Annotated in this window: 18 protein-coding genes; 9 read left to right on the forward strand and 9 right to left on the reverse strand. The window is 68.8% G+C overall.

Annotation, left to right across the window (positions count from 1 at the left end):
- The first annotated feature begins 59 nt into the window (after positions 1-59).
- The gene (locus PWS46_RS22165) at positions 60-4,841 is read left to right on the forward strand and encodes an alpha-2-macroglobulin family protein (RefSeq protein ID WP_434623511.1); all 4,782 of its coding nucleotides are present in this window, start codon (positions 60-62) and stop codon (positions 4,839-4,841) included.
- 26 nt (positions 4,842-4,867) lie between these two features.
- Here the strand turns inward: PWS46_RS22165 and PWS46_RS22170 are convergent, their stop codons facing one another.
- The gene (locus PWS46_RS22170; protein ID WP_434623512.1) at positions 4,868-5,056 is read right to left on the reverse strand and encodes a hypothetical protein; all 189 of its coding nucleotides are present in this window, start codon (positions 5,054-5,056) and stop codon (positions 4,868-4,870) included.
- Between the two features lie 324 nt (positions 5,057-5,380).
- Between PWS46_RS22170 and PWS46_RS22175 the strand changes: the two genes are divergently transcribed.
- From PWS46_RS22175 to PWS46_RS22195, 5 genes are all read left to right on the forward strand, one after another.
- Complete coding sequence (locus PWS46_RS22175; protein ID WP_434623513.1) at positions 5,381-5,875, forward strand: MerR family transcriptional regulator; 495 nt, start codon at positions 5,381-5,383, stop codon at positions 5,873-5,875.
- On the forward strand, positions 5,872-7,008 hold the full coding sequence (locus PWS46_RS22180) for a thiolase family protein (protein WP_434623514.1): 1,137 nt from the start codon (positions 5,872-5,874) through the stop codon (positions 7,006-7,008). The genes PWS46_RS22175 and PWS46_RS22180 overlap by 4 nt, the downstream gene beginning before the upstream one ends.
- Positions 7,009-7,034: 26 nt before the next feature.
- A complete protein-coding gene (locus PWS46_RS22185) occupies positions 7,035-9,374 on the forward strand; it encodes a 3-hydroxyacyl-CoA dehydrogenase NAD-binding domain-containing protein (protein ID WP_434623515.1) in 2,340 nt (779 codons plus the stop codon).
- Between the two features lie 16 nt (positions 9,375-9,390).
- Positions 9,391-11,181, forward strand: coding sequence for an acyl-CoA dehydrogenase C-terminal domain-containing protein (locus tag PWS46_RS22190; protein ID WP_434623516.1), 1,791 nt, complete (start codon positions 9,391-9,393; stop codon positions 11,179-11,181).
- A gap of 392 nt (positions 11,182-11,573) precedes the next feature.
- Complete coding sequence (locus tag PWS46_RS22195) at positions 11,574-12,227, forward strand: response regulator (RefSeq protein ID WP_085085802.1); 654 nt, start codon at positions 11,574-11,576, stop codon at positions 12,225-12,227.
- 95 nt (positions 12,228-12,322) lie between these two features.
- Here PWS46_RS22195 and PWS46_RS22200 read toward each other — a convergent pair whose 3' ends face one another.
- From PWS46_RS22200 to mutY, 6 genes are all read right to left on the reverse strand, one after another.
- Positions 12,323-12,757, reverse strand: a complete 435-nt coding sequence (locus PWS46_RS22200) for a CBS domain-containing protein (protein WP_434623517.1) — start codon at positions 12,755-12,757, stop codon at positions 12,323-12,325.
- A 153-nt stretch (positions 12,758-12,910) separates the two neighbouring features.
- Positions 12,911-13,618, reverse strand: coding sequence for an OmpW/AlkL family protein (locus PWS46_RS22205; RefSeq protein WP_434623518.1), 708 nt, complete (start codon positions 13,616-13,618; stop codon positions 12,911-12,913).
- A gap of 156 nt (positions 13,619-13,774) precedes the next feature.
- A complete protein-coding gene (locus PWS46_RS22210; RefSeq protein ID WP_434623519.1) occupies positions 13,775-14,293 on the reverse strand; it encodes a hypothetical protein in 519 nt (172 codons plus the stop codon).
- Between the two features lie 34 nt (positions 14,294-14,327).
- Positions 14,328-15,467, reverse strand: a complete 1,140-nt coding sequence (locus tag PWS46_RS22215) for an NAD(P)/FAD-dependent oxidoreductase (protein WP_434623520.1) — start codon at positions 15,465-15,467, stop codon at positions 14,328-14,330.
- 33 nt (positions 15,468-15,500) lie between these two features.
- Positions 15,501-16,220, reverse strand: a complete 720-nt coding sequence (locus PWS46_RS22220) for a DUF1194 domain-containing protein (protein WP_434623521.1) — start codon at positions 16,218-16,220, stop codon at positions 15,501-15,503.
- Between the two features lie 33 nt (positions 16,221-16,253).
- Positions 16,254-17,312 carry an A/G-specific adenine glycosylase gene (mutY, locus tag PWS46_RS22225; protein WP_434623522.1) on the reverse strand — a complete coding sequence of 353 codons (1,059 nt, stop codon included), beginning with the start codon at positions 17,310-17,312 and terminating at the stop codon, positions 16,254-16,256.
- A 160-nt stretch (positions 17,313-17,472) separates the two neighbouring features.
- Between mutY and PWS46_RS22230 the strand changes: the two genes are divergently transcribed.
- The 3 genes from PWS46_RS22230 to smc all read left to right on the forward strand — a co-directional run bounded on the left by PWS46_RS22230 (position 17,473) and on the right by smc (position 22,320).
- The gene (locus tag PWS46_RS22230) at positions 17,473-17,946 is read left to right on the forward strand and encodes a DUF721 domain-containing protein (RefSeq protein WP_149233104.1); all 474 of its coding nucleotides are present in this window, start codon (positions 17,473-17,475) and stop codon (positions 17,944-17,946) included.
- A gap of 66 nt (positions 17,947-18,012) precedes the next feature.
- Positions 18,013-18,672, forward strand: coding sequence for a DsbA family protein (locus PWS46_RS22235; RefSeq protein WP_434623523.1), 660 nt, complete (start codon positions 18,013-18,015; stop codon positions 18,670-18,672).
- A gap of 186 nt (positions 18,673-18,858) precedes the next feature.
- Positions 18,859-22,320, forward strand: a complete 3,462-nt coding sequence (gene smc, locus PWS46_RS22240) for a chromosome segregation protein SMC (RefSeq protein WP_434623525.1) — start codon at positions 18,859-18,861, stop codon at positions 22,318-22,320.
- Between the two features lie 52 nt (positions 22,321-22,372).
- Here smc and PWS46_RS22245 read toward each other — a convergent pair whose 3' ends face one another.
- A complete protein-coding gene (locus PWS46_RS22245; protein WP_434623031.1) occupies positions 22,373-22,840 on the reverse strand; it encodes a preQ0 transporter in 468 nt (155 codons plus the stop codon).
- 293 nt (positions 22,841-23,133) lie between these two features.
- Positions 23,134-24,735: a citramalate synthase gene (gene cimA / locus PWS46_RS22250; protein WP_434623033.1), complete on the reverse strand. Its 1,602-nt coding sequence runs from the start codon at positions 24,733-24,735 to the stop codon at positions 23,134-23,136.
- Positions 24,736-24,776 lie beyond the last annotated feature (41 nt).

The following is a 24,776-nucleotide window of genomic DNA, read 5'->3' on the forward strand; positions in this document are numbered from 1 at the left end:
CAGGGCTGTCCCCGGCCGCGTGCTTCCGGACCCACCCGCGGAATTGGGGCCTGTCCAGAATGTTGCGTGCGCTGGCGCGTGTCTGTGCCGTTCTTGTCGCGTGCTCCGGCACGTTCACCGCCTCCCAGACCCTCGCCGCCGACCCGCCGGCCGAGCCGGTGCCCTTCGGCGTCTCCAGCGTCGAGGTGGTGGCGGAGCGCGATACGCCCCAGGCCTGCTTCACCTTCACCGACCGGCTGGAGCGCTCGCGCGCCGTCAACTACCGCGATTACGTGGCGGTGGAGCCGGCGGTGGACGGCGCCGCCATCGCTCGCGACCGCACCCTCTGCGTGGAGGGGCTGCACCATGGCGAGACCTACCGCGTCACGCTGAAGGACGGGCTTCCCGGCGCCGACGGCAAGCGGCTGCCGGCGGCCGACACCCGCGAGGTGCAGGTTCCCAACCGCAAGCCCTCGCTCGCCTTCCGTGGCGCCGGCTACATCCTGCCGCGCGTGGGGGCCGACGGCCTGCCGCTGCGCTCGATCAACCTGGACCGGGCGAAGCTGCAGGTGCTGCGGATCGCCGACCGCGCGCTGGTCGAGAAGATCTATTTCGGCCGCATCACCCAGCAGATGACCGACTACGACATCGGCGAGATCCTGGACAAGTCGGGCCAGGAGGTGTGGCGCGGCGAGATCGGCATCGGCAACCAGCCGAACCGTACCGTCACCACCGCCTTCCCGATCGACGCCGTGCTGGGCAAGCTGGAGCCGGGCGTCTATGTCGCCGTCGCCGGCGCGGACGAGATCAAGCCGGGCGGCTGGGACCGCAAGGCGACCCAGTGGTTCGTCGTCTCCGACCTCGGCCTCAACACCATCCTCGGCGAGGATTCGCTGGTGGTCTTCGCCCGCTCGGTGCAGAGCGCCGCGCCGGCTGCCGGGGTGGAACTGCGTCTGGTCGCCCGCAACGGCACCGAGCTGGGCCGCGTCCAGACCGGCGAGGATGGGCTGGGCCGCTTCGATCTCGCGGCCCTGCGTGCCGCCGGGGCGGAGCCGGTGCAGGCGCTGTTCGCCGCGCGCGGCGACGGCGACTTCGCCGTTCTCGACCTGACCGCCGGCGGCGCCCCGCCGGCCGACACGCAGGACAAGCCCGCCACCGTGGTCCGCCCGGTCGCCGGCGGCCTCGACGCCTATCTCTATACCGAGCGCGGCATCTACCGGCCGGGTGAGACGGTGCAGCTGACCGCGCTGCTGCGCGACGCCGACCTGAACCCGCCGCCCGCCGGCAAGCAGCTGACCATCCGCGTCCTGCGCCCCGACGGTTTCGAGGTGGAGCGGCGCGGCCTGACCGACAGCGGGGCCGGCGGCTATGCCACCCGCATCGACCTGCCGATGAACGCCTATCCCGGCAACTGGATCGTCACCGCCCATGCCGAGCCGGACGGCCCGGCCATCGGCAAGGCCGAGTTCCTGCTGGAGGATTTCGTGCCGCCGCGTCTGGACGTGGCGCTTGCCTCCCCGACGACGGTGCTGGCCTCCGACGGCGAGGCCGACATCGCGCTCGACAGCCACTATCTCTACGGCGCGCCGGCGTCCGGTTTGCCGGGCGAACTGACGGTGACGCTGCGCGCCGCCGCCAACCCCTATCCCAACCTGCCGGGCTATCATTTCGGTCTGGTGCAGGAAGACGTGAAGCCGGCCCGCGCCGACCTGCCGGGCTTCATCACCGATTCCAACGGCTCGGCCCGCCTGAAGGTCAAGCTGCCGCGCCCGCCCGACAGCACCCGCCCGCTGGAGGCGGTGGTGCGCGCCACCCTGTTCGACCTCGGCGGCCGTCCGGTCGGCCGCGACTTCGTGCTGCCGGTGCGCCACCAGTCCTTCGCCATCGGCATCAAGCCGCGCTTCGAAGGCGATGGCGTGCCGGAGGGGGCGACCGCCGGATTCGACGTCATCGCCGTCGGCCCGGACGGAAAGCCGACAGACCACGCCGATCTCTCCTACGAGCTGTTCGAGGAGGAGTATGACTACTCCTGGTACGAGGCCAACGGCCGCTGGGACTACAAGGTCACGGTGAAGGACCAGCGGGTGACCGGCGGTTCGCTGTCGGCCCAGGCCGGCGCGCCCGTTTCGGTCGAAACCCCGGTGACCGCGGGGCGTTACCGGCTGGAGGTGTTCGATCCCAAGACCGGCGTCGCCAGCAGTTTCCGCTTCGCCGCCGGCTGGTGGATGACCCCGACCGCCGGCGAGCGGCCCGATTCCGTCGATGTCTCGGTGATGATGCCGGCCTACCGCGCCGGGGAAAGCGCCTGGGTCTTCGTCAAGCCGCCCTATGACAGTCAGGTTCTGGTCGCCGTGGCCGACCGCGGCGTCTCCTATGCCGTCACCCGCGCCATCGGCACCCAGGGCGCGTTCCTAGAAATCCCGGTCGGGCAGGGCTGGACCAGCGGCGCCCATGTGCTGGCGACCGCCTTCGCCACCTCCGACCCGCAGTCGAAGAAGCCGCCGCGCCGCGCCGTCGGCCTCGCGTGGCTGGCGATGGACAAGGCCCCGCGCACCCTCGACGTCCGCCTTTCCGCCCCGGCGGAGACGGAGCCGCGCCGTGCCATGACCGCCGACATCACGGTGGACGGCGTCGCCGCGGGCAAACAGGCTTTCGTCACGCTCGCCGCCGTCGACGAATCGGTGATGCAGCTGACCGACCAGCCCTCGCCCGATCCGGCCCGCCATTATCTGCGCAAGCGTCCGCTCAGGGTGGAACTGCGCGACTCCTACGGCCGCCTGATCGACCCGGCCAGCCTGGACGCCGCCCGTCCGCCGGCCCAGCCGACGCCGCGCCTGCGCCAGATCGCCGGGCTGGTCCCGCCGAAGTCGGAACGGGTGGTCTCGCTCTATTCCGGCATCCAGACCGTCGGGGCCGACGGCAAGGTCTCCGTTCCCTTCGACCTTCCGGATTTCCAGGGGCGCCTGCGCCTGATGGCCGTCGCCTGGAGCGAGGGGCGGATCGGCCATGCCGAAAGCCAGATGCTGGTCCGCGACCCCGTGGTTGCCGACGCCGTGCTGCCGCGCTTCCTCGCCCCCGGCGACTCGGCGCAGGTCCTGCTGTCGCTCGACAACCTGAACGGACCGTCCGGCGACTACACCATGACCCTGACCGCCGAGGGCGCCGTCGCCATCGTTCAGTCAGAATCCGGCAACGAGCTGGCCGTGCCGAAGCTGGCGCGCGGCAAGCGGGCGACCGCCGGCCGGGTGCTGACCGCCACCGCGGTCGGGCCGGGCCATGTCACGCTCGACGTCACCGGTCCGGAGGGCGTCCGCGTCACCCGCCGCTGGGACGTCACCGTCCGTCCTGCCATGCCACCGGTGGCGCGCCGCAACACCGCCGCATTGCCGACCGACAAGAGCCTAACCATTCCCGCCGACATCACCTCCGGCCTGCGGCCGGAAACCCTGTCGGTCGGCGCGGTCGTCGCCCCCCTGCCGGACCTCGACGTGGCGGGTCTTCTCTTCGCGCTGGACCGCGCTGCACCGGGCGGGGCGGAGCAGACCGCCAGCCGCATCCTGCCGCTGCTGTCGATGAGCGACGTCGCCGCCGGTCTAGGCATCGCGCCGGAGGACCGCATCAAGGCCCGCGTCCAGCGCAGCGTCGACCGGCTGCTGACCTTCCAGCGCATCGACGGCGCCTTCGCCGCATGGTCGCCGAAGGGCGAGTTGGACCCGTGGCTGACCGCCTACGCCGTCGATGTGCTGGGTCGGGCCAAGGCCGCCGGCTACCGCATCCCCGACCAGCCCTATCGCAAGGGTCTGGACTGGCTGAAGCAGGCCATCGACAACGCCTGGGTGGAGACCGCCGACCTGCCGGGCCGCGCCTATGCGCTCTATGTGCTGGCGCGGGCGAAGATGATCGACGCCGGCGCCGTGCGCTATTTCCGCGAGAACTACTGGGACCGGCTGCAGACCGACTTCGGCCGGGCGCAGATCGCCGCCGCCACCGCCATGCTGGGCGACCAGCCGGGGGCGACGGACGCCTTCTCCAAGCTGACCGGCGCCCGCATGGTGACCGCCAGCCTGCGCGACCAGGGTTCCTCCCTGCGCGACGAGGCCGGCGTGGTGGTGCTGATGGCCGAAAGCGGCGCGGTGGACCGCGACCGCATCTTCCAGGCGGGCGAGCGGGTGGCCAAGACCTTCGCCGCCGTCCGCACCACCAACCCGCAGGAGCAGTCCTGGCTGCTGCTGGCGGCAAAGGCGCTGATCGACCGCGCCGCCCCGATGAAGCTCGCCATCGGCGACCAGACGGTGGAGAACGCCAAGCCGCAGATCCTGCCCATCGATCCGGCTGCTCCGCCCGCCATCCGCAACCTCGGCGGCGAGGTCCGGCAGACGGTGTCGGTCGCCGGCGTGCCCGACCAGCCGGCCGGCGCGGAGGAGCAGGGGATGACCATCCGCCGCCGCCTGTTCGACATGGCCGGCCGTCCGGTCGATCCGGCCGGCATCCGCCACAACGACCTGCTGGTGGTGACGCTGGAGGGCGAGGTCGGCGATCCGCTCGACCATTCGGTGCTGGTCAGCGATCCGCTGCCGGCCGGCTTCGAGATCGAGAATGTCCGCCTCGCCAACAGCGGCCAGCTCGGCAAGCTGTCCTGGCTGGGCGATCTGTCGGCGGTGCGCAATGTCGAGTTCCGCGACGACCGCTTCCTCGCTGCGGTCGACCTGCCGAAGGCGGCGCCCCGCTTCCGGCTGGTCTATCTGGTCCGCGCCGTGACCCCCGGCGACTTCGCGGTGCCCGGAGCCCAGGTCCAGGACCTGCAGCGCCCCCACCTGTCCGCCCGCACCGCCGCATCCCGGCTGCGCGTGCTGCCGGAGTGATTCTGCTGCGACCTGAAACCTGAAGCTTAAAGGTAACTCTGCTCTCCCCGCTGGTTCTCCCGCCGACGGGAGTGCAGGGTCAGGGCCGCGACCACCAGCGCGAAGCACAGGGTCAGCAGCAGGTAGAAGGCCAATGCAAGGCCCACGGTCATCGTGCCGATCAGCACCATGGCCAGTATCCAGACGCCCAGCGATACGATGGCGCGCGCCGACATGGGTTGTCTCCCGTACCCTATCCCGATCCACCCGAAACCTTGAAACTTGCCGCGGCCTTCTGGCCGTCTGTCCGGCGCCGCATTCCATCCCCATATCGACAGGGGAGATGGACCGATGCGCGCGCTCGCTGCAAAGCCTGCCATAACCGCCACCCGTGCCGGGGCGTGGCATCCTGTCACTGCGCGGGCGCGCCGCACCAGTTGGTGGCTAAACAGTTTGCGGCGCCCGGTTCGCCGGATTGGTTCGCATGGTCAACAAGTCGGTTGACAGCGCGCGGCATCAACCTTACCTTTACGTCAACGTCAGGGAAGGGAGCGGGCAGCTTGGATCGGGTTTCGGGCAGAATCGGTTCGATGGAAGCGGAGGAGGGCGGCAGGCCGAACGGCCATGGCTGCGAACCGCGCCTTGCCATCGGCGAATTTGCCGGGGAGTTCGGTCTGACCCACCGCACCATCCGCCATTACGAGGATGAGGGACTGCTGTCTCCCGAGCGGATCGGCAGTGCCCCTGGAGGCGCCCGTATCTATGGCCATCGCGACCGCGCCCGTCTGGCGCTGATCTGCCGGGGCAAGCGGCTGGGCTTCAGCCTGGCCGAGATCAAGGATTTCCTGAACCTCTACGACACCGACGACGCCCAGATCGAACAGATGCGCTACATGCGCACGATCGCGCGCCGCCGGATTTCCGCGCTTGAACAGCAGCTTGCCGACGTCAAACAGACGCTGGCGGAGCTGTGCACCATCGACACCCAGATCTCCGAGCATCTTCGCCGCAACGGCATCACGGAGACGCAGGACATGGAGGAGAAGCACTCATGAAGTCGGTCGTCATCGCCGGTTATGCCCGTTCGCCCTTCGCCTTCGCCCACAAGGGCGAGCTGACCAAGGTCCGCCCCGACGATCTGCTGGCCCGCGTCATCGCGGCGCTGGTGGAGCGCACCGGCCTGAAGACCGACGACATCGAGGATGTGATCGTCGGCTGCTCCTTCCCCGAGGGCGAGCAGGGGCTGAACGTCGCCCGCAGCATCTCCTTCCTGGCCAAGCTGCCGCAGACCGCTGCGGCCACCACGGTCAACCGCTATTGCGGCTCCTCCATGCAGTCGATCCACCAGGCGGCGGGCGCCATCCAGATGGGCGCCGGCGAGGTGTTCGTCTGCGGCGGCGTCGAGTCGATGACCCGCGTGCCGATCATGGGCTTCAACCCGATGCCGAACCCGGCGCTGAAGGCCTCCTATCCCGAAGCCTACTGCTCCATGGGCATCACCGCGGAGAATGTCGCCCGCAAATACGCGATCTCCCGCGCCGAGCAGGAGGCGCTGGCCGTCGCGTCCCACGCCAAGGCGGCGGAGGCGCAAGGATCCGGCCGCTTGGCCGACGAGATCGTCGGCATCCAGACCCCGGCCGGTCTGGTCGACAAGGACGGCTGCATCCGTCCCGGCACCACCGCCGAAGGGTTGTCTGGCCTGAAGCCCGCCTTCATCGCCGACGGCACGGTGACCGCCGGCACCTCCTCGCCGCTGACCGATGGCGCTTCGGTCGTTCTGGTGACGACGGAGGAGTATGCCCGCGCCAACGGCCTGCCGATCCTGGCGAAGATCCGCTCGGTCGCCGTCGCCGGCTGCGCGCCGGAACTGATGGGGCTGGGTCCGGTTCCGGCCACCCGCAAGGCGCTGGCCCGTGCCGGTCTGTCGATCAACGACATCGACATCATCGAGATCAACGAGGCCTTCTCGTCCCAGGCCATCGCCTGCATGCGCGATCTCGACATCGACCCGTCCCGCATCAACCCGGACGGCGGCGCGCTGGCGCTTGGCCACCCGCTGGGGGCCACCGGCGCCCGCATCACCGGCAAGGCCGCGGCCCTGCTGAAGCGCGAAGGCAAGCAGTTCGCGCTGGCCACCCAGTGCATCGGCGGCGGTCAGGGCATCGCCACCATCCTGGAAGCGGTCTGACCAACGGGATCGGGGAGGAAACGACCATGAAGATCGAACGCGCCGCCGTGATCGGTGCGGGCGTGATGGGCGCCGGCATCGCCGCCCATTTCGCCAATGCCGGCATCCCCTGCATCCTGCTCGACATCCCTGCCAAGGAGGGGGCCGACCGCAGCGCCATCGCCAAGGGCGCCGTGGCCAAGATGCTGAAGACCGATCCGGCCCCCTTCATGCATCCCAGGAATGCCAAGCTGATCACGCCCGGCAATCTGGAGGATGACCTGAACCTGCTGGCCGACGTCGACTGGATCGTCGAGGCCATCGTCGAGAACCCGGCGATCAAGGCCGACCTCTACAAGCGCATCGACCCGGTGCGCAAGGCGGGCTCGGTGGTGTCGTCCAACACCTCCACCATCCCGCTGGCGGTGCTGACGGAGGGGCAGAGCGAGCAGTTCGCCAAGGACTTCCTGATCACCCACTTCTTCAACCCGCCGCGCTACATGCGGCTGCTGGAGATCGTCGGCGGCGCCCAGACGCGTCCCGACGCCCTGGCCGCCATCGCCGACGTCGGCGATCGCCGGCTCGGCAAGGGTGTGGTCCATTGCAAGGACACGCCGGGCTTCATCGCCAACCGCATCGGCGTCTTCTGGATTCAGGCGGCGGTGAATGCCGCGGTCGATCTTGGGCTGACGGTCGAGGAGGCGGACGCCGTCGGCGGCCGTCCGATGGGCATCCCCAAGACCGGCGTCTTCGGTCTGATGGACCTCGTCGGGCTGGACCTGATGCCGCACATCGCCAAGAGCATGTCGGCGACCCTGCCGGCGAACGACGCCTACCGCGGCCAGATGCGCGAGCACCCGGTCATCACGAAGATGATCGCGGAGGGCTATACCGGCCGCAAGGGCAAGGGCGGCTTCTACCGCATCAACAAGGCCGGTGGCGGCAAGGTGAAGGAGTCGGTCGATCTCCAGACCGGCGAGTACGCCCCGTCGGAGAAGGCCCGGCTGGACAGCGTGTCCGCCGCCGGCCGCGACCTGCGCAAGCTGTGCGAGCACCCGGACAAGGGCGGCCGGTTCGCCCGCCGCGTCCTGGCGCAGACGCTGGCCTATGCCGCCAGCCTGGTGCCGGAGATCGCCGACAGCATCGTTGCCGTCGATGAGGGCATGCGCCTCGGCTACAACTGGAAGCAGGGTCCGTTCGAACTGATCGACCGGCTGGGCACCGACTGGTTCGCCGAGCTGTGCCGCTCCGAAGGTATCCCGGTCCCGGCGTTGGTCGAGACGGCCGCCGGCCGCCCCTTCTATCGGGTCGAGGGCGGCAAGCTCCAGCACCTGACCACCGCCGGCATCTATGACACCGTCGTGCGTCCGGACGGCGTCCTGCTGCTGTCGGACATCAAGCGCGCCGCCGGCAAGCCGGTGTGGAAGAACGGCTCGGCCAGCCTGTGGGACATCGGCGACGGCGTGCTGTGCGTCGAGTTCACCAGCAAGATGAACGCGGTCGACGCCGACATCATGGCCGCCTACGAGAAGGCGATGCGCCTGATCGGCGACGGCAAAGGCGACTGGAAGGCCCTGGTCATCCACAACGAGGCCGACAATTTCTCGGTCGGCGCCAATCTGGGCCTCGCCCTCTTCGCGCTGAACATCGGCCTGTGGCCGCAGATCGAGGAGATGGTGGAGGGCGGCCAGCGCACCTACCGCGCGCTGAAATACGCCCCCTTCCCGGTGGTGGCGGCGCCCAGCGGCATGGCCTTGGGCGGCGGCTGCGAGATCCTGCTGCATTCTGACCATGTCCAGGCCCATGCCGAGACCTATGTCGGTCTGGTCGAGGTCGGCGTCGGCCTGATCCCCGCCTGGGGCGGCTGCACCGAGATGCTGGCACGCCATCAGGCCAACCCGAAGGCGCCGCGCGGGCCGATGCCCGGCATCGCCAAGGCCTTCGAGATCATCAGCACCGCCACCGTCGCCAAGTCGGCGGCCGAGGCCAAGGAGCTGCTGTATTTCCGCGCCACCGACGGCATCACCATGAACCGCGACCGCCTGCTGGCCGACGCCAAGGCCAAGGCGCTGGAACTGGCGGCCGATTACACCCCGCCGGAAAAGAGCACGGCCTATGTCCTGCCCGGCTCCAGCGCCAAGGCGGCGATGGAGCTGGCGGTGGAAGGCTTCGCCCTGCAGGGCAAGGTCACGCCGCACGACAAGGTGGTCTGCGCGGCGCTGGCGGAGGTGCTGAGCGGCGGCGAGGAGGCCGACATCTCCAAGCCGGTCGGCGAGGACCATGTCCTGCGGCTGGAGCGCGAGGCGTTCATGGGGCTGGTGCGCACCGGCGGCACCATCGACCGGATCGAGCACATGCTGCTCACCGGCAAGCCGCTGCGGAACTGAGGGGGAGGAACGAGAGATGCCGATCTACAAGGCTCCGCTTGAGGATGTGCGCTTCGTCCTGGACGAGATCGTCGGCCTGGACAAGCTGTCGGCCCTGCCGGGCTATGAGGACGCCACGCCGGAACTCGTCGGTCAGGTGCTGGAGGAAGGCGCCAAACTGTGCGAGGAGGTGCTGTTCCCGCTGAACCAGTCCGGCGACGGCGAAGGCTGCCATTTCGAGAATGGCGAGGTCCGCACGCCGAAGGGCTTCAAGGAGGCTTATACCACCTACATCGAAGCCGGCTGGCAGGGTCTGGCCTGCGACCCGGCCTATGGCGGTCAGGGGCTGCCGAAGCTGGTCAACATCATGCTGGAGGAGTTCATCTGCTCCGCCAATCTCAGCTTCGGCATGTATCCCGGCCTGTCGCTCGGCGCCTACAACGCGCTGGCGATGTACGGCTCGGACGAGCTGAAGCAGCGTTTCCTGCCCAAGCTGGTCGACGGCACCTGGTCCGGCACCATGTGCCTGACCGAGCCGCATTGCGGCACCGACCTCGGCATCATCCGCACCAAGGCGGTGCCGGCGGAGGACGGGTCGTTCAAGATCACCGGCACCAAGATCTTCATCTCGGCCGGCGAGCATGACCTGACCGAGAACATCCTGCATCTGGTGCTGGCCCGCCTGCCGGATGCGCCGGCCGGGACCCGCGGCATCAGCCTGTTCCTGGTGCCGAAGTTCATGCCGAAGGACGACGGCACGCCGGGGGCGCGCAACGGCGTCGCCTGCGGCTCCATCGAGCACAAGATGGGCATCAAGGCGTCCTCGACCTGCGTCATGAACTTCGAGGATGCCACCGGCTGGCTGGTGGGCGAGCCGCACAAGGGCATGCGCGCCATGTTCGTGATGATGAACGCGGCCCGTCTGGCCGTGGGCATCCAGGGGCTGGGGCTGTCCGAGGTGTCGTACCAGAACGCCGTCAACTACGCCCGCGAACGGCTCCAGGGCCGGTCGCTGTCGGGGGTGAAGGCGCCGGACAAGCCGGCCGACCAGATCATCGTCCACCCGGACGTGCGCAAGAACCTGCTGACCGCCCGCGCCTTCACCGAAGGTGCGCGCGCGCTGGGTGCCCTGACGGCCTACAAACTCGACGTGGCGGAAAAGCACGCGGACGCCCGCACCCGCCGCGACGCCGACGAGTTCGTCCAGCTGATGACGCCGATCGTCAAGGCGCTGTTCACCGACATCGGCTTCGAGTCGGCCAACATCGCGGTGCAGGTCCATGGCGGCCATGGCTTCATCTGGGAGACCGGCGTCGAGCAGTATGTCCGCGACGCCCGCATCTGCCAGATCTATGAGGGCACCAACGGCATCCAGGCGCTCGACCTCGTCGGCCGCAAGCTGCCGCAGGACATGGGCCGCCTGCTGCGCCACTTCTTCCATCCCGTCGGCCGCGACATCGAGGCGGCGATGGAGAAGGACGAGTTGGGCGAATTCGTGATGCCGCTGGCCAAGGCCTTCGCCAAGCTGCAGCAGGCCACCGCCCTGATCGCCCAGAAGGGCCTGAAGGATCCGGAGGAGGCCGGTGCCGCCGCCAGCGATTACCTGCGCCTGTTCGGTCTGGTGGCGCTGGGCTGGAGCTGGCTGACCATGGTGGAGAAGGCGCAGGCCAAGCTCGCGGCCGGGGAGGGCAACGCCGCCTTCTATGAGGCCAAGATCAAGACCGCCCGTTTCTATATGACCAAGCTGCTGCCGCAGACGAACAGCCTGTTCATCACCATCGCCGCCGGCGCCAAGCCGCTGATGGAACTGGAAGAGGCCGCGTTCTAACAGACCTGCCGATCCGCGTCCTATCGTCCTCCGGGGCGCGCGACTACAACGCCGGTGCGGTGCCCGAGAACGGCACCGGCCGGCGTTTTTTTATTTATTTCAAGATCCAGCGGTGCATTCGCACATTGATCTAAAATTGTCATAGCGCTTTAGAAATATCACTCCTGGGAAGTGTTGCCTCTGTCCGCTAGGCCGTCGGAGCGGTGACAAAAGTTAATTTCCGGTTGTCGCCTCTCGTCCCTGCGTGTTACATCTCAATAGAGATTACGTTCGGCCGGTGCCTGCTATATCCTTTGGATTTTAGGGAATATGCGGGTGGCGACAGCCCCCTCCTTTTCTCAAGCCCTTAGGGCGTCTTTCGGAGGGGCAGGCATGGTTCGGGAGTTTGAGCGATGAAGATCCTGATCGGTGATGATCACGTCCTGTTCCGGGAAGGTCTTCGCCGTCTGCTTGAGCAGCTTCGCGATAATGCTACCTTTGCGGAGGCTAGCAATTTCGACGAGCTTCTGGATATGGCGGCGTCGAAGGATGAGGCCTATGACCTTGTGCTGACCGACCTGCGCATGCCCGGCTGGCCCGGCTTCTCAGGCATCGGCATGCTGCGCGATCGTCAGCCGAACGCCAAGGTCGTGGTCGTGTCCGCGTCGGAGGCACAGGCCGACGTGCGGGAGGCGCTGGAGAACGGCGCCGCCGGCTACATCCCGAAATCCTCCAGCGTGAAGATCATGCTGAGCGCGCTCGACCTGATCTTCTCGGGCGGCGTCTATGTGCCGGCGACGGTCCTGCGCGAAGGGGTGGAGCCTGACCAGCGCGGTGCTGGCGGCGTGATCCCGCCGACCGATCCGCAGCTGGAGCAACTGCTGACCCAGCGTCAGCGCGAGGTGCTGGACCGCCTGCGCGAGGGCAAGTCGAACAAGCAGATCGCTCACGAGTTGGGCCTGTCCGAAGGGACGGTGAAGATCCACATGACGGCGATCTTCAAGTCGCTGGGTGTTCGCAACCGCACCCAGGCGGCGATGGCCTTCCCGCAGTCGCATTCGGCCTGACACCGCTCTTCCCGAGCAAAATGAAAGGACCCGCCGGAGCGCTCCGGCAGGTCCTTTCGCGTTTCAGGCCGCGTGGATCGCCTTACCCCCTGTCCTTATCCCATGCCGGCGACATAGCCCCGCAGCGATTCGACCTCCAACTCGGCGTCGTCGATGCGGGCCTTCACCACGTCACCGATGCTGATCACGCCGACGACCCGGCCGGCCTCGATGATCGGCACATGGCGGATGCGCCGCTGGGTCATCACCGCCATCATGTCGGCGACGGTGTCGGTGGGGGTGCCGGTGATCAACTCCCGCGTCATCAGGTCGGCCGCCGGCCGATCCAGCGCGCCGGCACCATCACGGGCGACGGCTCGCACCACGTCGCGTTCCGACAGAATGCCGACCGGCTGCCCGTCGTCATCCGTCACCAGCACGGCGCCGATCCTGTGCTCGGTCAGCAGGCGGGTGACGGCGGCAACGCTGTCGCCCGGCGCGGCGGAGACGATCCGGTTGCCCTTGCGCTTCAATACGGCTGCAACATGCATGGCGGTACGGCCTCCCTTCCATTGATCCCCGTAGGGGAATCATGGGGATAACCGTACAATCTGCAAGACGGATGGTAAAAAGAAAAAGACGACCTCCCCCGGATGGGGGAGGCCGTCCTTTCCGATGTCCGGAACTGATCCCGGAAACCGGTCTTAGAAGCGGTAGCCGACGCCGACGCCGACCAGCCACGGGTCCAGCGTGACCTTCGAGGAGACCGGCAGGACGGCGGTGCCCAGGCGGGCGTTGGCGGTCACGTCGGTCTTCAGGAAGACCTTCTTGACGTCGATGTTCAGCGACCAGTTGCCGGTCAGGGCGACGTCGACACCGGCCTGCAGGGCCCAGCCGAAGCGGTTCTTGTAGTTGGTGTCGGTGATGCGCAGGCCGGCGGAGTTCGGGCTCTCGGCCGCGTCCTCGTTGTAGAACAGCGTGTAGTTGACACCGGCGCCGACGTACGGGCTGATGCGCTCCTTCGGCATGAAGTGGTACTGCACCGTCAGGGTCGGCGGCAGCAGCGACACCTTGCCGATTTCGGTGACGCCGCCGGCGGCGGCGATCAGGTTGCCCTTCACGCGGTGACGGCTGGTGCCGGCGATCAGCTCGGCGGCGATGTTGTCGGTGAAGAAGTAGGTGAAGTCGACTTCGGGGATATAGTCGTTGCCGACCTTGGCCGACCCGATGTCACCCAGCGTGTTGTTGTGGATCGTGCCCTTTTCCTGCGGCAGCACGGCCAGGCCGCGCGCACGGATGACGATGTCGCCGGCCGACTTGCCCTTGAAGTCCTGAGCGAGCGACGGGGAAGCGATGGCGACGAGGGCCGAGGTCGCCAGCAGGGCGGCGGCGGCGCGCGACAGGATGGTCATGGGGTCTGCTCCAGGCAATGCGTTGTTGCTGTTCTGTGGCATCAGCCGATGGAGCTATTACCAGACACCGTGTAAGGGTACTAGGGGGTGTACAACCGATCAACGTCCCATGCAGCAGCTATGCAACAGTGACGAGTTGTCGCATGGACAAGGAAATCAAGGACTTGGTTTGATTGTCCGCTGCGGAATCAGCGCCATGCAGTTCTGGACGATGGCATAGCATTGACCAAGTCGCGTGGACCCGCCGCTGGCGCCGCCATACACGACGCGCTCGACCACACCGTTTCTCAAACTGAAGGTTGCTTCACAGTCGAAGCTGTTGACTTCATAACCATATGACGGCCAGCCATAGCCGTAACCGTAGCTGGGCCATCCCCAGCCGCCGTAATAGCCGAGCGGCGGCGTGCTGGGGTAGGAGACGATGCGGGAGCTGCGGTAGGTGAAGAACTCGCGGTTGTCGACGGTCGCCTGCCGTTCCGGCACCCCGGCGCAGGACAGCAGCGTCGCCTTGGGCATGCCGATCAGCGCGGTCTGCGCCACCAGCGCCTCGTCCGCCGCGGGGTTGGCGCAGCCGCCGAGCGCCCCGGCGGCGGCCAGTGCCGCAACGCCGAGAACCTTCCTCGCCGCATACCCTTGTGATGCCAGACGTCCAACTGATTCCAGACGCACAAACATCGCACGCCTCCTCCGTCCCACGGCTTGAACCGGTCTATCGCTTCCTGGCCGGTGACAGGTCCGACTCGGTCACGCCCAGCGCCCGCACATCCTCCGGCAGGCCGCGGCCGGTGGCGAGCCCCGCCGCCGTCCGGCCCATGGCCGGCGCGGTCTGGATGCCGTAGCCGCCCTGGCCCGCCAGCCAGAAGAATCCCTCCGCATCCGGCGCGAAACCGACCACCGGCACCTTGTCGGCGACGAAGCTGCGCAGGCCGGCCCAACGGTGGGCCAATCTCCGAACGGTGAAGCGCGACGCTTGTTCCAGCCGGTCCACCGTGACGGCGACGTCGATGTCCTCCGGCTGCACGTCGCAGGGCTCGATCGGCGTCTGGTCGGCGGGAGAGGCCAGCAGCCGGCCGGCATCCGGCTTCACATAGAAGGTCTCGGCCACGTCCGACACCATCGGCCAGCCGTCCAGCCCGGTCTTGTCGGCCGGATCCTCGAACACCGGATCGAAGGTGATGGCGGTGCGCCGCTTCGGCACCAGCCCGATGGTGGCGACTCCGGCCAGCTTCGCCAGTTCGTCCGCCCAAGCGCCGGCGGCATTCACCACCACCGGCGCGGCGAAGCTGCCAACGCTCGTTTCCGCCACCCACAGCCCGTCCTGTCGGGTGAGCGCCCGCACCTCGGCATCAGTCACCACCCGGCCGCCGCGCGCCTTCAGACCGCGCAGGTAACCCTGGTGCAGGGCATGCACGTCGATGTCGCGGGCATCCGGTTCCCAGACGCCGCCGGCGACATAGTCCGGGCGCAGGAAGGGGGCGCGCGCCAGCACCTGTTCGCGGTCGTACCGCTCCACCGAGGGGGTGAGCCGCCGGCCCTGCTCGTACTCGGCATCCAGCCGGTCGATCTCGTCCTCGCGCCCGATGATCATCACGCCGCGCGGGGTCAGCATCGCGTGCTCGGTAAAGCCGGCGGGCGGGTTGGTGTAGAAATCCCAGCTCGCCACCGTCAGGGCACGGATCGGCGCCGGGCCGTAGGTCTGGGTGTAGAGCGCCGCCGAACGGCCGGTCGAGTGATAGCCGGGCTGCGATTCGCGTTCCAGCACCAGCACCCAGCCCTGTGCGGCCAGCTCATAGGCGGCGGACGCCCCGGCGATGCCGGCCCCGACCACCAGAAAATCGACGCGCTCCACTCGTCCCGCTCCTCTTGCATTCTTATGGGCCGCCTAAGGCGTGGCAGCGCTTTGGTTCGGCATGTGATCCGGCAGGGCCACCATTTCAAGGATCAGCTTCTGCCGCAGGGCGGCGACGAAGCTGTCCTTGTCCATGGCGCTCTTCACGAAGCTGCCCGGCCCACCGATCACGCTCTCGTCGAAATACTCCTCCAGCCAGGGGAATTCGTCGAGGATGGCGAGGCCATTGACGATGATTCCGCGCTTCGTCACCCGGTCGCGCGCGTCGGCCGGATCGATCCCGCTGTTGGAAAAGCCGTTGGAAACCAGATCGATCACCTGCCTCGGCGCCTTGCCGCCATGGTCGAACAGCTTCGCCGCCTCGATGATGGCGCTGCCGAGCGCCGTCGAGTCGCCCTGGAAGCCGCGGGGCAGGGCGTCGATCCGGTCGGCGAAGCGCCCGGCATCCTCCGGCTTGTCCAGCACGGTCCAGGGGATCAGCACCCGCAGGCTGTTCGGCCCCGAATAGGCCGCCAGCGTCACCCGCGTCCCGGCCGAGGCCAGCGCCTCGGCCACCGCCGGATCGCGGAAGGCGGCGGCATGGCCCTGCAACTGGAACTCCAGGTCGCCGGTGGTGATGGAAGCGGAGCCGTCGAGCGCCAGCACCAGCGCCACCCCTGCCTTCTTCTCCGGAGATTTCTCGGCTGGCGCGGCCAGCGCCTCGCCGCACAGGGCCAGCAGGAGGACCATCACGGCGATCACGGCACGCAGCATTCCTATCGGCACTCCATCCTGCGCCATCCCTCCTCACGCATTGGAAAGGGCGTGGCGCACCACCTTCACCATCACCGACGGCAGGGCATGGTCGCCCAGCCGGTCGACCGGCACCCAGGTGCCGTCGGCCTGCGGCCAATCGGTCCCGGCCTGCGCCACGACCACCTCAAGCTCCAGGTGAAAATGGGTGAATGTATGGCGGACCAGACCGGGCAGCCGGCGCCAGCGGGCGGGCAGGGGCTGCTGCGCCGCCACCGCCGCCTCGCCGGGCAAATCCGGTCCCCAGGCGGTCGATGGCACCTCCGCCATGCCGCCCAGCAGCCCTTCCTCCGCCCGGCGGCGCAGCAGGACGGCGCCGTCGGGGTTCAGCAGCCAATAGGCGACGCCTCGCCGGGTCGGCTTCTCCGCCTTGGCGGCCTTGCGCGGCAGGCTTTCGGCGATGCCGGCGGCGCGCGCCTCGCAATAGTCCGCCCACGGGCACAGCATGCATTTCGGCTTGCGCGGGGTGCAGATGGTGGCGCCGAGGTCCATCATCGCCTGGGCATAGTCGCCGGGGCGGAACTCCGGAGTCAGGGTGGCGGCCAGCCGGCGTAAGCTCGGCTTGGCGTTCGGTAGCGGCTCCTCCACCGCGAAGATGCGGGCGATCACCCGCTCGACATTGCCGTCCACCACGGTGGCCTTGCGGCCGAAGGCGATGGCGGTGATGGCTGCCGCGGTGTAGGCGCCGATGCCCGGCAGTTCCAGCAGAGCCGCCTCGTTGTCCGGGAAGCGGCCGCCATGCTGGCCCGCCACCACGCGGGCGCATTTGTGCAGGTTGCGCGCCCGGGCGTAGTAGCCGAGCCCGGCCCAGGCCACCAGCAGATCGTCCAGCGGCGCATCCGCGAGATCGCGCACGGTCGGCCAGCGTTCGGTGAAGTTGCGGAAATAGGGTGCTGCGGCGGGGACGGTCGTCTGCTGCAGCATGATCTCCGACAGCCAGACCCGATAGGGATCGGCGGTCTCGTCCGGCTTGGCGCGCCAGGGCAGGTCGCGGCGGTGGCGGTCGTACCAGGACAACAGCCGCCGGGCGGCCTCGGTGGAATCTGGAATCATGATGGGAAGAAATAGAGGGTCCGGAGCGTCTGGGGAAGGGAGCCGGTCCGGTCTCTGGTCGGAAGCTGGGCATCGGCCCACGCTTGCGCTAGGGTGCCGGCATCCCACATGACCCGGAACCGGTGCCTCAGCCGGGGCCGCACAGGAGTGATCGCAGAGCATGACCGGACCGCGTCGCATCGGCCAATCCGTTCCGGAGGTCGCCGGCAAGGTGCTGGGCAAGCGCGGACTTGCCTTCGGCGCGCTGATCACCGACTGGCCGTCCATCGTCGGCCACCAGCTGTCGCTGCGCACTGCCCCCGACAAGCTCAGCTTCCCCCGCGGCAAGCGCGAGGAGGCGACCCTTCACATCCGCGCCATGGGCGCCATCGCGCTGGAACTGCAGCATCTGGAACCGCAGATCATCGAGCGCATCAACAGCTTCTTCGGCTATCGCGCGGTGGCGAAGATCAAGCTGATCCACGCGGCCCTGCCGTCCACGCCGTCGCCGGTGGTGCGCCCGCGCGCCCTGACGATGGACGAGGAGATCGGCATCACCACCACCACCGCGGCCATCGAGGACGAGGAATTGCGCGCCACCCTGGAACGCTTCGGCCGCTCGCTGATGGCACGGCCGAAACGGGCGGCGCGGTAGCCGGCCTGCTGGACGCGCCGGGGCCTCATTGTCTATACGTCAACATCTGGTAGGAACGAGGGCAAAGTGAACCGCAAAATTTTGGGACGCAGGGACTTCGGACTGGCCGGCCTTCTGGCCATCGGCTTCACCGCCGCCATCGGCACCGCCGTGACGGCCCCGTCGGCCGCCAGCGCCGCCGCCACCCTGCCGCCGGTGTCGGAAATGATGACCGACCGCGTCATGGGCGACCCCAAGGCGCCGGTGACGATCCTCGACTATTCGTCGATGACCTGCCCGCACTGCGCCCATTTCCACACCGACATCCTGCCGAAGATCAAGGAAGCCTACATCGACACCGGCAAGGTGAAGCTGATCTTCCGCGACTTCCCCTTCGACCAGGCGGCGCTGACCGCCAGCATGCTGGCCCACTGCGCGCCGGCCGAGCGCTACTATCCGCTGACCGACGTGCTGTTCAAGAGCCAGTCGACCTGGAGCCGGGCCGCCGACCCGACCAAGGCGCTGGCCCAATACGGCAAGCTGGCCGGCATGAGCCAGGAGACCATCGACGCCTGCTTCGCCAACAAGGAGCTGGCCGACGCCATCCTGGGCAGCCGCCTGACCGGCCAGAACCAGTACAAGGTCGAAGCCACCCCGACCTTCATCCTGAACGACGGCAAGGCCCGCATCGAAGGCGCCCAGTCGTTCGAGGAGTTCTCCAAGGCGATCGACAAGCTGTTGAAGTAAGGCAGTTTGGAAGGTCTTTGTCAGTAATGCCCCCTCCCTAACCCTCCCCCGCTCTCGCGGGAGAGGGAACTCCGCCGCACTTGTACTCAACTCCCTCTCCCGCGAGAGCGGGGGAGGGTCGGGGAGGGGGCAAGACTTGTCCAGTTCCCGCACATCAAAGCCCAGTACACCAAAGGTTCTTTCCCAGTGCAGTTCACGCGTCTCCGCCTGTCGGGTTTCAAGTCTTTCGTCGATGCCACGGATCTGGTCATCGAACCCGGCATGACCGGCATCGTCGGTCCCAACGGCTGCGGCAAGTCCAATCTGGTGGAGGCGCTGCGCTGGGTGATGGGCGAGACGTCGGCCAAGCGCATGCGCGGCGACGACATGGACGACGTCATCTTCGGCGGCACCTCCAGCCGGCCGGCCCGCAATCTGGGCGAAGTGACGCTGGCGGTCGACAACCGGTCGCGCACCGCCCCGGCCGGATTCAACGACCATGACGAGTTGGAGATCACCCGCCGGATCGAGCGCGGCTCCGGCTCCGACTACCGCATCAACGGCAAGCTGGTGCGGGCGCGCGACGTCCAGCTGCTGTTCGCCGACAACGCGTCGGGAGCGAGCTCCCCGGCGCTGGTCAGCCAGGGCAAGGTGGCGCAGATCATCTCGGCCAAGCCGCAGGACCGCCGCGCCCTGTTGGAGGAGGCCGCCGGCATCACCGGCCTGCATTCCCGCCGGCACGAGGCCGAACTGCGGCTGAAGGCGGCGGAAACCAACCTGACCCGCCTCGACGACGTGATCGGGGCGATGGACACCCAGCTGCAGAGCCTGAAGAAACAGGCGCGGCAGGCGGCCCGCTACCGCAACCTGTCCGACCAGATCCGCAAGGCGGAGGCCGTGCTGTGGCACCTGCGCTGGCTCGCCGCGCAGGAGGAGCGCACCCGCGCCCATGCCGCCTTCGCGACCGCCGAGGCCGAGGTGCGCGACCGCATGCTGGCCGTCAACCAGCTGGCCGCCCGCCGCACCGAGGCCGCCGCCGGCCTGCCCGACAAGCGCCAGGACGAGGCGCGGGCGGCATCCGCCCTGCAAAGGCTGGTGATCGCCCGCGAACAGCTCGACGCCGAGGAAAAGCGCGTCGCCGACCAGCAGCGCATGCTGGAGGCCCGATTGCGTCAGATCGCCGGCGACCTCGGCCGCGAGGAGGCGCTGGCCGCCGATGCTGGCGAGGCGCTGGCCCGGCTGATGGCCGAACGCGACCGACTGATCGCGGCGCAATCCGACGAGGAGATGCTGGAAGAGGCCGCCGCCGAGGCGCTGGCCGAAGCGCGCGAGCAGGTCGATGCGCTCGACCGCGAACTGACCCGCCTGACAGAGGCGGTCGCCACCGACGAGGCCCGCCGCGCCGCCACCCAGCGTCAGGCCGCCGAGCTGGAAACCCGCGCCGCCGGCCTCGCCAAGCGGCTGGCCGAACAGCAGGCCCAGCGCGCCGCCCTGGAGGCGGAGATCGCCGCCCGCGCCGACCTGTCGGAGGCAGAGCTGGCGGTCGAGCTGGCCGAACAGCGGCTGGAGCAGGCCCGCGACGCCGCCGAGGCCGCCGAACTGGCGAAGGTGGAGGCCGAGCCGGCGCAGTCCCGCGCCCGTGAGGCGCTGTCCGCCGCCGATAGCGCCTGTGCCAAGCTGCGCGCCGAGGAACGGGCGTTGGCCGAACTGCTGGAGGCCGGGGCGGGTGGACAGTTTCCGCCGCTGGTCGATGCGGTGACGGTGTCGCCCGGCTATGAGGGGGCGCTCGCCGCCGCGCTCGGCGATGCGCTGACCGCTCCGCTGGACATGGCGGCGCCGGTGCATTGGCGGATGCTGCCCGCCTATGAGTCGGTGGCGCCGCTGCCCACAGGGGCGGAGCCGCTGTCGAACCATGTGCAGGGTCCGCCGGCCGCCGCCCGCGCGCTCGCCCATATCGGCGTGGTCACCGATGCCGGTGCGGGGGTGGTGCTGGCCGCGACGCTGGCGCCGGGGCAGGTGCTGGTCAGCCGCGACGGCGGGGCGTGGCGTTGGGACGGGCTGACCGTCCAGGCCGGCGCCCCGACCGCTGCGGCCATCCGGCTGAAGCAGCGCAACCGGCTGGCCGAACTGCGCGGCGAACTGGAGCTTGCCGAGGAACAGGTCGAGTTGGCGCGCGAGGCGCTCGACGCCGCCAAACTGGCGGTGGAGGCAGCCGCCCAGGCCGACCGCCGCGCCCGCGACGCCGTGCGCGAGGGCTTCGCCGCGCTGAACGCCGCCCGCGACCGCCATGCCAAGCTGGCGCGCGAGGCCGACGCCGCGTCCTCCCGTCTCGCCGCCCTGGTGGAGGCGGTGGAGCGGCTTGCCGCCGACGAGTTTGAGGCCGCCGCCCGCCGGGACGAGGCGTTGGAGCTGCTGGAGTCGCTGCCTGACCCGCGCGAAGGGCGGGAGCGGGTGAACGACCAGCGCGCCGCACTGGCCGAGCGCCGCGCCGTTCTGGCCGAGCGGCAGAATGCGCTCGACCGCCTGACCCGCGAGGCGCAGGCGCGCCGCCAGCGTCTTGCCGCCATCCAGTCCGAAACCGCGTCCTGGGACACACGCTCCGCCGGAGCCGGTGGTCGCGTCGCCGAACTGCGCCAGCGCTCAGCAGAGGCGGAGGGCGAGATCGCCGCGCTGTCCGGCCGACCGGCCGCGATCGCGGCGGAACGCCAGGAGCTTCTCGACCGCATCGCCATGGCCGAGCGCGACCGCAAACGCGCCGCCGACGCGCTGGCGGAGGCCGAATCCCGGCTGGCCGGGACCGAGCAGGCCCTGCACGACGCCGAAGCAGCGCTGGCCGATGGCCGCGAGGCCCGCGCCCGCGCCGAAGCCGCGGTCTCGGCCGCCCAGCAGCAGGAACGCACCCTGACGGAACGGATTGCCGAGCGGCTGGACTGCCGGCCGGAGGACACCCGCGCCGCCGCCGACCTCGACCCCGCCGAACCGATGCCGGATGCGGTCGCGGTGGAGGCACGTCTCGACAAGCTGACCCGCGAACGCGAGAACATGGGGCCGGTCAATCTGCGCGCCGAGATCGAGGCGGAGGAGCTGGAAGCCCAGATCACCGGACTGCATGGCGAGCGCGAGGATTTGACCGCCGCCATCGCCCGCCTGCGCCAGGGCATCTCCAGCCTGAACCGCGAGGCGCGCGAGCGTCTGGTCGCCAGCTTCGACGTGGTGAACCGCGACTTCCAGGAGCTGTTCACCCGCCTGTTCGGTGGCGGCAAGGCTTATCTGGAGCTGGTCAACGCCGAGGATCCGCTGAATGCAGGTCTGGAGATCTACGCCAGCCCGCCGGGCAAGAAACTGCAGGTTCTCTCATTGCTGTCGGGCGGCGAGCAGGCGCTGACGGCGCTGTCGCTGCTGTTCGCCGTCTTCCGGTCGAACCCGGCGCCGATCTGCGTGCTCGACGAGGTCGACGCCCCGCTGGACGAGGCGAATGTCGGCCGCTTCTGCGATCTGGTCGAGGACATCGCGAAGCAGGGCGACACCCGCTTTCTCATCATCACCCACCACCGCCTGACCATGGCGCGGGTGGACCGCCTGTTCGGCGTGACGATGGTGGAACGCGGCGTGTCGCAGCTGGTCAGCGTCGATCTCAGCCGTGCCGAGGAATTGCGCGGGGTGGCGTGAGACGCCTTGCCCCCTTCCGCCATGGAACGCGGAAGAGGGCGAGGGGGGCTGGTTACGCCGTGACCGGCATCCGGCCGTCGCGCGTGCGCATCAGCAGCCAGACCACCGACACGCCCAGCAGCTTCGACGCGAAGCTGGCGGCCCACACGGCGGGGTCCCAGACGTCCAGCATGCCGAAGAAGATGGCGGTGTCGACCGGCACCGACAGGGCGGCGCTGATCCACAGCCGGTCCCGCAGCGGACGACGGGTGATGGTGAAGACCGCCCAGTCGATCATTTCCGACACCGCGAAGGCGACGACGCTGGCGGTGGCGACGAACGGATCGGTCAGCAGATAGGACAGCACGGTGCCGCTGAGCATGGCGGCGAGCGCCCAATGGCCGAAGCGCACCTGCACCATGTCGCGCAGGATGAAGATCAGGCCGGCCCAGCAGGACCAGACCAGATCCAGGTGCGGAAACAGGCTGAAGGCATAGTTGATGGCAAGAATGCTGCCGATATAGGCGGCGAGCCAGAGCATGGCGATGTTCCTCCGAGAGCGGACCCGCGGCAATACGGGCGCTGATGACCGGAGCCGACCCCGCGTGAATGCGAGCGCCCCGAAACCGCTTTAGCTAACAGAACATCGCCGTGGTGGGAAGTCCGTAAGGCTCCCTCTCCCGCCCCGGGAGAGGGAAGGGGCCCGCCGCGCAGCGGTGGGAAGGGTGAGGGGTGATCCAAGGAACCATGCGGTTCGGGATGCTTGGCCGCCCCCTCACCCTCCCCACTTCGTGGGTCCCCTCCCTCTCCCGGGGCGGGAGAGGGCAGATTCCCTCACACCGGCTTCGCGTCGCTCTTCATCAGCGCGTAGACGTAGCTGTCCACCAGCGCCTCCATCGACGCCTCGATGATGTTGGTGGACACCCCCAGCGTCGACCATTCTGTTCCATCGGTACGGGCACTGCGGATCAGCACGCGCGGCATGGCGCCGGTGCCGTCCTTGGCCGCCAGGATGCGGACGCGGTAGTCGGACAGGCTGACCTTGGCCAGCGCCGGATAGACCGGCTCCAGCGCCTTGCGCATGGCGACGTCCAGCGCATGCACCGGACCGTTGCCGTCCGCCACCTCCATCCGCACGGACTCGCCGACGCGCACGCGCACCACTGCCTCCGATTCCACCACCATCTTGCCGACGGCGTTGTAGCGGCGCTCGTCGGTGACGTGGAAGCGCAGCAGTTCGAAGAAGCGCGGCACCTCGCCCAGCTCGCGACGGACCAGAAGCTCGAAGCTGGCCTCCGCCGTGTCGTAGGCATAGCCGTCGCTGTCGCGCTGCTTCACCAGATCGAGCAGGCCGGCAAGCCGGTCGTCATTGGCGTCCACCGCCATGCCGATGTCGCGCAGCCGCACGATCAGGTTGGACCGGCCGGCCTGGTCGGACATGACGATCTGGCGGCGGTTGCCGATGGCCTCCGGCGCCACATGCTCGTAGGAGGACGGGTCCTTCTCCACCGCCGAGACATGCAGCCCGCCCTTGTGGGCGAAGGCGCTCGCGCCGACGTAAGCGGCGTGGCGGTTGGGGGCGCGGTTCAGCCGGTCGTCGAAGGCGCGGCTCAGCTGGGTCAGCAGTGGCAGATCCTCGCGCCGGATGCCGGTCTCGTAGCCCAGCTTCAGCATCAGCGTCGGGATCAGCGAGACGAGGTTCGCGTTGCCGCAGCGCTCGCCCAGACCGTTGATGGTGCCCTGGATCATGCGGGCGCCGGCCCGCACCGCCGCCAGCGAATTGGCGACGGCGTTCTCGGTGTCGTTGTGGCAGTGGATGCCGAGATGGTCGCCGGGGATTCCGTGCCTCTCCACCACCTCGCGGACGATGGCGTCGACCTCGTGCGGCAGGGTGCCGCCGTTGGTGTCGCACAGCACGATCCAGCGCGCCCCGGCATCAAAGGCCGCCTTGATGCAGGAGACCGCATAGGCCGGGTTGCGCTTGTAGCCGTCGAAGAAATGCTCCGCGTCGAACAGCGCCTCGCCCTTGGCGGCGTGCAGCGCGGCGATGCTGTCGCGGATCAGGTCGAGATTTTCCTCGCGCGGGATGTTCAGCGCGACGTCGACATGGAAATCCCAGGTCTTGCCGACCATGCACACCGCCTTGGCGCGCGACTGCGCCAGCGCCGTCAGCTGCGGGTCGTTGGCGGCGCTGCGGCCGGGGCGGCGGGTCATGCCGAAGGCGGTGAAGGTGGCGCGGGTCAGCTCCGGCGCCTCGGCGAAGAACTGGTCGTCGGTCGGGTTGGCGCCCGGCCAGCCGCCTTCGATGTAGTCGATGCCCAGCCGGTCGAGGTCCTTGGCAATCGCGATCTTGTCGGCGACCGAGAAATCCACATCCTGGGTCTGCGCCCCGTCGCGCAGCGTGGTGTCGTAGAGATAGATGCGCTCGCCCGTCATCGCCGCCTGACCTGTAGAGACATAAGGACCGGCAGTGTTTT

The sequence above is a fragment of the Azospirillum sp. B2RO_4 genome (assembly GCF_051124815.1).
GTDB lineage: Bacteria > Pseudomonadota > Alphaproteobacteria > Azospirillales > Azospirillaceae > Azospirillum.

Coding starts and splice junctions, on each gene's coding strand:
- PWS46_RS22165 (WP_434623511.1), top strand. CDS start 60: ATGTTGCGTGCGCTGGCGCGTGTCTGTGCCGTTCTTGTCGCGTGCTCC.
- PWS46_RS22170 (WP_434623512.1), bottom strand. CDS start 5,056: ATGTCGGCGCGCGCCATCGTATCGCTGGGCGTCTGGATACTGGCCATG.
- PWS46_RS22180 (WP_434623514.1), top strand. CDS start 5,872: ATGAAGTCGGTCGTCATCGCCGGTTATGCCCGTTCGCCCTTCGCCTTC.
- PWS46_RS22185 (WP_434623515.1), top strand. CDS start 7,035: ATGAAGATCGAACGCGCCGCCGTGATCGGTGCGGGCGTGATGGGCGCC.
- PWS46_RS22190 (WP_434623516.1), top strand. CDS start 9,391: ATGCCGATCTACAAGGCTCCGCTTGAGGATGTGCGCTTCGTCCTGGAC.
- PWS46_RS22195 (WP_085085802.1), top strand. CDS start 11,574: ATGAAGATCCTGATCGGTGATGATCACGTCCTGTTCCGGGAAGGTCTT.
- PWS46_RS22200 (WP_434623517.1), bottom strand. CDS start 12,757: ATGCATGTTGCAGCCGTATTGAAGCGCAAGGGCAACCGGATCGTCTCC.
- PWS46_RS22205 (WP_434623518.1), bottom strand. CDS start 13,618: ATGACCATCCTGTCGCGCGCCGCCGCCGCCCTGCTGGCGACCTCGGCC.
- PWS46_RS22210 (WP_434623519.1), bottom strand. CDS start 14,293: ATGTTTGTGCGTCTGGAATCAGTTGGACGTCTGGCATCACAAGGGTAT.
- PWS46_RS22220 (WP_434623521.1), bottom strand. CDS start 16,220: ATGCTGCGTGCCGTGATCGCCGTGATGGTCCTCCTGCTGGCCCTGTGC.
- mutY (WP_434623522.1), bottom strand. CDS start 17,312: ATGATTCCAGATTCCACCGAGGCCGCCCGGCGGCTGTTGTCCTGGTAC.
- PWS46_RS22230 (WP_149233104.1), top strand. CDS start 17,473: ATGACCGGACCGCGTCGCATCGGCCAATCCGTTCCGGAGGTCGCCGGC.
- PWS46_RS22245 (WP_434623031.1), bottom strand. CDS start 22,840: ATGCTCTGGCTCGCCGCCTATATCGGCAGCATTCTTGCCATCAACTAT.
- cimA (WP_434623033.1), bottom strand. CDS start 24,735: ATGACGGGCGAGCGCATCTATCTCTACGACACCACGCTGCGCGACGGG.